The 1226-nt window shown below is 42.0% G+C and carries 1 protein-coding gene; it reads left to right on the top strand.

Annotated features, from left to right (window positions below):
• Nucleotides 1-581 precede the first annotated feature (581 nt).
• Complete coding sequence (locus tag G531_RS25985; protein WP_152670873.1) at nt 582-872, top strand: hypothetical protein; 291 nt, start codon at nt 582-584, stop codon at nt 870-872.
• The last annotated feature ends 354 nt before the right edge of the window (nt 873-1226 follow it).

Below are 1226 nucleotides of genomic sequence, written 5' to 3'. Positions count from 1 at the left end.
TGCTCAGGGATTGACAACGCATGGCAAAGTGAATTTCGACATTTACAATATGCTGATTTCGCAGGCTTGGCAACGCCATAACGATTTCTTGACAGCTATGGGTAAGGAAGTTGCGGAGAGTGTCGAGGAAGCTACACAGCGTATCGTGGACGCGACCAAAAGGTAAGTGAGATTATTGAACTGTTGGAATTTTTCTAATAGTTCGTGTACCCCCCCTCATATTGCTCTATCCTAGAGTGATGTGAGGGGGATTTTTTGTTTGTGGAGTCAGGCAGTCCCCGGTTAACCGCCGTAAGATAGGGGAAGATGTAGGGGAAGAAAATTCTTCACTTGCCTGTAAACCTTATTTTATAAGGTGTGGCGGGTAGTTACGGTTAATTCCCTTATCATCCGCTTTTGTCATGTCTCACGACATAGTTTCGCTGGCTGTGTCGTGAGATTTTTGTTTTCATGTGTTGTGGTGTGAGGTTTTGTTTATTTTCCTCCATGCTATATCGTGTGTTGAAGTAATTTCAGAGCTGTACTATCTCTTGCAGGAACGATGTTATGGGACTGGTATTAGGGTATTCCTTGGGGATCGTGTGCTTGTTTTTAATCCGGCTACTGGGGTGGAAGAAGAAAAGGGCCTTGCAGACCTTAAAAATGGTGTAGAGATTAAAACGCTCACTATGGCTGCGTCAAGAAATACAGTAGACTCTTATCTAAGAAATACATCGAAAAAGCTTGATGCTACAACAGTTATCTTCGACAACGTTGATAATCATGGTGCTTCAGATGATGAAATTATTCAGTGGATTCGACGTAGTCAGAGATTTAAAAGAGGGAAAATCTATATCCTTTCGCAAGGAAGCGCTCTAATCAGAATTAGGTGAGAACCCCCGCATCACCCAGCTTCGCTGTTTAATCATGGTGTTACGATAGTTCCCACCTAATCAAGCCAATCGTCTCATTTGTTGCCGTGATAGTCAAGTGGTCAAAAATGCCAGATTGTAAAACCGAAGCAACTATTACTACGCAAGTTCGGTTCTTGCTCACGCTACTTGTAAAAACATTCTCCGCTACGAGATATGGTCTGTTCATCTGTATGGCAGAGTGGTCAATAAAAATAGGGAAGACCACAAAATGACCGAACAAGAACCACCAATTCCACAAGATAACCGATGATGTTTCAGTCTCAATAAGTTCCTTGTAACAACGTTAAAAACAGTTAAATCGATGAAAAGTTA

The organism is Granulicoccus phenolivorans DSM 17626 = NBRC 107789 = JCM 15570 (assembly GCF_000423085.1).
Classification (GTDB): domain Bacteria; phylum Actinomycetota; class Actinomycetes; order Propionibacteriales; family Propionibacteriaceae; genus Granulicoccus; species Granulicoccus phenolivorans.
Note: the sequence above shows the minus strand (reverse complement) of the source record. Positions and strands in the feature narration are given on the sequence as shown.